A 6,669-nucleotide genomic window follows, 5' to 3' on the forward strand; every position below is an offset into this window, starting at 1 on the left:
GAGCGCATCGAAGTGGTTCACGCGCCGATCCTCGGCTGGCGCGGCGTGTTCGGCGTGCAGCACGATTTCCGCCGCTTCGCCGGTGTCGGTGAGGAAGGCTTCGTGCCGCCGACCCACACGCTGCAACTCGGTGCTTTCCTGATCGAGGAACGGCCCTGGGCCTACGGCAAGCTCGAAGCCGGCGTCAGAATCGAGCGCGACACCAACAAGCCGGAACAAGGCGCGGAGCTGCCGAATCGCAATTTCACGCCGGTCAGCGCGTCGCTCGGCTCGATCTTCAACCTGGCCAAGGACTACCACCTGAAGCTGTACTACAGCCATGCCCAGCGCTCGCCCGTACCGGAAGAGCTGTACTCGTTCGGCCCGCACGGCGCCACGGCGACCTTCGAGCGCGGCCTGAATGACGCCAGGATCGAAACCGCCAACAACTTCGAGATTGGCCTCGATCACCACGACCAGCGGCTCAGCTGGGAAGGCAACGTCTACTACAACAGCATCAACAACTACCTCTATCTGGCCGAGAACGATCAGGGCCTGAACGCCGATGGCAGCGGCACGCCGAATTCGGATGGCATCGCCGACCGGGTCGACAGCGACGGCAGCTTCAATCCCGACAGCGAGATCCGCCTGGTCAACTACCTGCAGGCCAACACCCGCTTCTACGGCATTGAAGGACAGGCCAGCTATCTGCTGATCCAGTCGCCGTACACGTTGAGCGTCCGCAGCTTCGGCGACAAGGTGATCGGCGAGCTGAACAACGGCAGCAAGCTGCCGCGAGTCACGCCGGCCCGTTTCGGCTTAGGGTTAGACGGCAAATACCGCCATTACAGCCTCAGTGTCGACTACACCCGCGTGTTCAAGCAGGACGACATCGCCTCGCTGGAAACCGAGACCGGTGGTTACAACATGCTCGGCTTCACCGCCGCCTACGGCTTCCGCCTGAGCGAAAAGGCCTTGTCGGACAGCGAGGTCTACCTCCGCGGCCGCAACCTGCTCGACGACGATGCCCGCCGGGCAACCTCATTCATCAAGGATGTGGCGCCGCTGCCGGGCGCTTCGGTGTTCCTGGGTTTCAGGCTCGCCATCTGAGCCGCAGCTGACATCCGGCTGCGGCTTCACGCCGCAGCCGGATGCTAATCTTCGCCCCCGATGAATCGTCCAAACAATATTTCTGCCACTGTCGCCGAACCGCCCGTCCGCGGGCTCGATGCGGTGGCGATGCTGCTGTCAGGGCTGTGCCTGATTCACTGTCTGGCGCTGCCGCTGCTGGTAGCTGCACTGCCGCTGGCGGCATCGAGCCTGGTCGCCGATGAACGCTTCCACCAATGGCTGCTGCTCGGCGCGGTGCCGACCAGCGTCATCGCGCTCGGCTGGGGCTGGCGCCGGCATCGCGACAACTTGGTCGCCGGGCTGGGCATCGTCGGCCTGATCCTGATGGTGTTCGCCGCGTTCGGCATCCAGACCGGTTTGATCGACGCCCATGGCGAGCGCGTGCTGACGGTGATCGGCGCGGTGATGCTGGCCATCGCCCATCTGCGCAATTACCAGCTGCGTCATCACGGCCACGATCACTCGCAGCCGCACGCTCCCCATTAGTTGAGATCGATCGGCTTAGCCGCGGTCGGTTCGCCCCGTTCACGAACTCGAAACCACGTCCCATGAAAGCGATTGTCTGCAAGCAGCTCGGCGGCCCGGAAACCCTGTCTCTCGAAGACGTGAACCTGGCGCCGCCCGGCCCGAACGAGGTAAGAGTCCGCGTCGCCTCGGCCGGCATCAATTTCCCGGACATCCTGCAGATCGCCGGCAAGTACCAGTTCAAAGCAACGCCACCATTCACGCCGGGCGCTGAAGTGGCTGGCACGGTGACGGCGATCGGCGCCAAGGTCAGCAACGTCGTCGTTGGTGATCGAGTCGCGGCGATCGTGCCGATCGGCGGTTATGCCGAGGAAGTCAACGCCAATGCCGACGGTCTGCTGAAACTGCCGGCCGATTTCGATCTGTCGATCGCCGGCGGCTTCGCGCTGGCCTATGGCACCACCATCCACGCGCTGAAGCAGCGCGGCAGCTTGAAGCCGGGCGAAACCCTGCTGGTGCTCGGCGCAGCCGGCGGCGTCGGCCTCGCTGCGGTGCAGATCGGCAAGCTGATGGGCGCGCGCGTGATCGCCGCCGCATCGAGTGCCGAAAAGCTTGCGCTGTGCCGCGAACAGGGCGCCGATGAAGTCATCGATTACTCGAAAGAAAGCCTCAAGGAAGCGGTCAAGAAGCTGACCAAGGGCCAGGGCGCCGACGTGATCTACGATCCGGTCGGTGGCGAGCTGGCGCAGGACTGCTTCTCGGCGATCAACTGGTGCGGCCGTTATCTGGTGGTCGGCTTCGCGGCCGGCAGCATTCCGGAAATCGCGATGAACCGCCTGCTGCTGAAAGGCGCCGCCGCGCTCGGCGTGTTCTGGGGCGGCTTCATCGTCCGCGAGCCGAAGGTCAACGCCGAAAACTTCGCCGAGCTGTTCGCCTGGATCGCCGCCGGCCGGCTTACGCCCTACATCTCGAAGGCCTATCCGCTGGCCGACGCCGCCGATGCGATGCGCGACATGCAGGCCCGCAAGGTGACCGGCAAGATCGTGCTGATTCCCTGATCAGACATTAGAGCGCTTCCAAGGACATCTAGAACACTGTCATCCCCGCGAAGGCGGAGATCCAGTTTTGACCTTAGAGCGCCGCTGGCAACCGATAACTGGATTGTTGAGCGCATCCCTGCACTCAACCTGCTCCGCAGGCTCGCGCTCAGATTCGCTCCCGGCGAATCGGTCCCGCCTGCGCGGGAATGACGGGAGTTGGCGCTAGCGCCAGGCCAGGCGCTCGCGCAGTTTCACCACCTCGCCGACGATCACCAGGCTGGCGCCCTTGATCTCGGCGGCAGCGACTTCGCCCGGCAGCTTGCCGAGTGTCGAGGCGATCACCCGCTGATTCGCCGAGGTGCCTTCTTCGATCAGCGCCGCCGGCCAGTCCGCCGGCAGGCCGTGCTCGACGAGCTTGGCGCAGAGCATCGCCAGCGAGCCCAGGCCCATATAGATCGCGATCGTCTGGCCGGGCCGCGCCAGCGCGTCCCAGGGCAAGGTCAGCTGGCCGTCGGCACGCGGATGGCCGGTGACGAAGATGCAGGCCTGCGCGTAGTCGCGATGGGTCAGCGGGATTCCCGCGTAGGTCGAGCAGCCGCTGGCGGCGGTGATGCCGGGGACGACCTGGAATGGAATGCCGGCCGCGGCCAGGCGTTCGATCTCTTCGCCGCCACGGCCGAACACGAAGGGATCGCCGCCTTTCAGGCGCAGCACCCGCTTGCCCTGCTGAGCGAGCCGTACCAGTTCCTCGTTGATCTCGTCCTGCGGCACCGTATGCTGGTTGCGACGCTTGCCGACGAACACCCGCTCGGCATCGCGGCGCACCAGATCGAGAATGCCGGCGCCGATCAGACGGTCGTAGAGCACGACATCGGCCTGCTGCATCAGGCGCAGCGCGCGGAAGGTCAGCAGATCGGGATCGCCGGGCCCGGCGCCGACCAGATAGACCTCGCCAAGCGGGCGCTGGTCGGCCAGCAGGGCTTCGAGCACGGCATCGGCGGCCGCTTCGTCACCACGCAGCACCGCTTCGGCGCCGGGGCTGTCGAGAAAGCGTTCCCACAGCACACGCCGCGCCGGGCCTTCCAGCGCAGTCTTGACTCGATCGCGACGGCTCTGCGTGTAGGCCGCCAGCGCGCCGTAGTTCTGCGGCAACTCGGCTTCGATGCGCTCGCGCAGGCGGCGGGCAACGACCGGCGCGGCACCACCGGTGGAAATGGCGATGGTCAACGGCGGGCGTTCGATGATCGCCGGCGTGATGAAGGTCGAAGGCTCGGGATCGTCGACGGCATTGACCAGGATGCCGCGCGCGGTGGCCTCGGCGGCGACGACGCGATTGAGCGCCTTGTCATCGGTGGCGGCGATCACCAGCCGCGCGCCGGTCAACTGCGCCACATCGAACTCGGTCGCCAGATGCGTGATCGTACCGATGGCACAGAGCGCGGCCAGTTCGGGATTCAGCTCACGGGCGACGATCTCGGCACGCGGCCCGGCTTTCAGCAGCAGGCGCAGCTTGCGCGCCGCGATCTCGCCGCCGCCCACCACCAGCACGCGGGCGTCGTCGAGGCGCAGCGTGATCGGAAAGTACTTCGGCAGGGAACCAGCAGCGTCAGGCTTTTGGGACATGGGTTCAGGCGAGCAGGAACGGCGCAATTGTGACGCCCGATCCGCAGCCGCGCACTGGCCGAGGCGACGCTCAGTGCGTGACGGTTGACGACTGGCTTGCTGCAGCCGCCGGTGTCGGTGCGTTCAGCGTCTTCCACAAGGTCATCGAGCCGACCACGATCAGGATGCCGGCGATCGCCCGCTTCAAGCTGCGCGGGTTCATGCGGAAGCCGAGCCGGCTGCCGATCCAGATGCCGGGCAAGGCACCGAGCAGCAGCCAGCCGAGCAATTCGTAATTGACCGAACCCATGCGCGCATGGCCGGCGCCGGCGATCGCGGTGATCAGCACGGCGTGGGCGAGATCGCTGCCGACGATGCGGATCGGCGCGTGCTTCGGGTACAGCAGCAGCAGGATCATCATGCCGATGACGCCGGCGCCGACCGAGGAAATGGTCACCACCGTGCCGATCAGCACGCCGGCCGCGACGGTCAGGGCGCGCTGAGTGGCTGGCGGCAGTTCCGCGCGCACCTGATCCATGTGCAGCCGCGAGGCCAGCAGTTCCTGGCAGAGGGTGAACAGCGCGGTGACGATCACGGCGGCGGACAGGGTCAGCTTGATCAGCCGGTCCAGTTCGGCGCTGCTGCCGATCTGGTCGAGCATCACCAGAGTCAGCAAGGCCGCCGGCACGCTGCCGACCGACAGCCAGCCGACGATCGCCCAATCCAGCGAGCCGTTGCGGCCGTGCAGCAGTACGCCGAAGGATTTGCTGATCGAGGCGTAGAGCAGATCGGTGCCGACCGCGAGCGCCGGCGAGATGCCGTAGAACAGGATCAGGATCGGCGTCATCAGCGAGCCACCGCCAACACCGGTCGCGCCAACCGCCGTGCCGACAACGAGCCCTGCGATGGAAAAACCGAGTCCGTTGCCTAGCAAGTCCATAGATGATCCGGGAATGAGGACGGCACGGTATCGACTAAGACTGCGCACGACCAAAGAAGCAATTGGTATTCTTTCAGAACGCATCGGAATAAAGAGATCGTTCCATGAAACTGCGACAGCTGCACTACATCCAGGAAGTCGCCAAGCGCGGACTCAATGTCACGGCTGCGGCGGACGCACTGTTCACCTCGCAGCCCGGCGTATCGAAGCAGGTACGCCTGCTCGAGGACGAACTCGGTGTCGACATCTTCGTGCGCAACGGCAAGCATCTGGTCGAGATCACCCCGGCCGGCCAGCGCATCCTCGAATACACGGCGCGGCTGCTGCTGGAAGCGGACAACATCCGCAACATCGCCGAGGAGTTTCGCCAGACTGACAAGGGCGAGCTGAGCATTGCCACCACCCATACCCAGGCGCGCTACGCGCTGCCGCCGGTGATCCAGCGGTTTCGCGAACGCTATCCGCACGTCACCCTGCATCTCCATCAAGGCAGCCCGCCGCAGATTGCCAAGATGGCGGTCGACGGCTCGGCCGATTTCGCCATCGCCACTGAAGCGCTGGAACTCTTCGATGAACTGGTGATGCTGCCCTGTTACCACTGGAACCGCAGCGTGCTGGTGGCACCGACGCATCCGCTGGCGCTGCGCTATCGCGACAAGCCACTGGAAATGACGCTGGAAGCGATCGTCGAACATCCGGTGATCACCTACACCTTCGGTTTCACCGGTCGCTCGAAGCTCGACCAGGCGTTCAGCGCCCGCGGCCTGAAGCCGGACGTGGTGCTGACGGCCGTCGATGCCGACGTCATCAAGACCTATGTGCGACTGGGGCTGGGTGTCGGCATCGTCGCCTCGATGGCCTATGACCCGATCCTCGATAGCGACCTTGTCCACCTGCCGGCCGATCATCTGTTCGAGCGCAGCACCACCCACATCGGCTTCCGTCAGGGCATGTTCCTGCGCGGCTACATGGCCGATTTCATCACCGAGTTCGCGCCGCAGCTGAGCCGTGACATGGTCGACGAGGTGGCAGCAATCACCGAGCCCGAGGCTCGCCAGCGCCGGGTACTAGAACTGGTGGCCAAGCTGCCGCTGCTGTAACGACGCCTAGGAACCGGGCTTGAGCCTGCGCAGCACCTCGGCCCAGGAAACCAGCTTGAAGTTCTGCGACTGCGGCGCGTTGTCGCCGTCCTGAGCGATGAACAGGCCACCGGGGAAGCCCTTGCCGAAATCGCCGAGCGCCAGTTCGATGCCGTCGGTATCCGAGGTGCCGCCGATGCCGGCACCGTTGTCGCTGATCTTGAAGCGTCCGACGGCGGTGCCGTCGACAAGCTGGTAGATCGCATAGGCCGAATCACCCTGGCTGGAGGCGATCAGGTAGCCGTCGTCGCGACCACTACCGGGTGCCAGCGCCAGGCCTTCGACATCCGCCACCAGCATGCGGCCATCGGCCTTGGCAAAGCTCGCGGCTTGAGCGGATGCGGCCGGATCGGCGTTGAAACGCCAGATACCG

7 protein-coding genes are annotated in these 6,669 nt (G+C 65.3%); 4 read left to right on the top strand and 3 right to left on the bottom strand.

Features of this window, described 5'->3' with window-relative positions; translation table 11 throughout:
* The 3 genes from Q0D45_RS17545 to Q0D45_RS17555 all read left to right on the top strand — a co-directional run.
* The coding region (locus tag Q0D45_RS17545; protein WP_293395780.1) for a TonB-dependent receptor at window positions 1–1,089 on the top strand (1,089 nt) is incomplete at its 5' end.
* A 60-nt stretch (window positions 1,090–1,149) separates the two neighbouring features.
* Window positions 1,150–1,596: a MerC domain-containing protein gene (locus Q0D45_RS17550; protein WP_293395783.1), complete on the top strand. Its 447-nt coding sequence runs from the start codon at window positions 1,150–1,152 to the stop codon at window positions 1,594–1,596.
* Window positions 1,597–1,658: 62 nt separating this feature from the next.
* Window positions 1,659–2,633 carry an NADPH:quinone oxidoreductase family protein gene (locus Q0D45_RS17555; RefSeq protein ID WP_293395786.1) on the top strand — a complete coding sequence of 325 codons (975 nt, stop codon included), beginning with the start codon at window positions 1,659–1,661 and terminating at the stop codon, window positions 2,631–2,633.
* Between the two features lie 204 nt (window positions 2,634–2,837).
* On the opposite strand, the gene cysG is transcribed toward Q0D45_RS17555, so the two are convergent.
* Together cysG and Q0D45_RS17565 are read right to left on the bottom strand one after the other, a co-directional pair.
* Complete coding sequence (cysG, locus tag Q0D45_RS17560) at window positions 2,838–4,238, bottom strand: siroheme synthase CysG (RefSeq protein ID WP_293395789.1); 1,401 nt, start codon at window positions 4,236–4,238, stop codon at window positions 2,838–2,840.
* A gap of 70 nt (window positions 4,239–4,308) precedes the next feature.
* Window positions 4,309–5,157 carry a sulfite exporter TauE/SafE family protein gene (locus tag Q0D45_RS17565; RefSeq protein WP_293395791.1) on the bottom strand — a complete coding sequence of 283 codons (849 nt, stop codon included), beginning with the start codon at window positions 5,155–5,157 and terminating at the stop codon, window positions 4,309–4,311.
* A gap of 104 nt (window positions 5,158–5,261) precedes the next feature.
* Between Q0D45_RS17565 and cysB the strand changes: the two genes are divergently transcribed.
* On the top strand, window positions 5,262–6,257 hold the full coding sequence (gene cysB, locus Q0D45_RS17570; RefSeq protein ID WP_293395793.1) for an HTH-type transcriptional regulator CysB: 996 nt from the start codon (window positions 5,262–5,264) through the stop codon (window positions 6,255–6,257).
* Window positions 6,258–6,263: 6 nt separating this feature from the next.
* Here the strand turns inward: cysB and Q0D45_RS17575 are convergent.
* Window positions 6,264–6,669, bottom strand: a 406-nt coding sequence (locus Q0D45_RS17575) for a phytase (protein WP_293395795.1), incomplete at its 5' end; no start/stop codon positions are given.

It is taken from the genome of Nevskia sp. (genome assembly GCF_023266035.1).
Taxonomy (GTDB): Bacteria; Pseudomonadota; Gammaproteobacteria; order Nevskiales; family Nevskiaceae; genus Nevskia.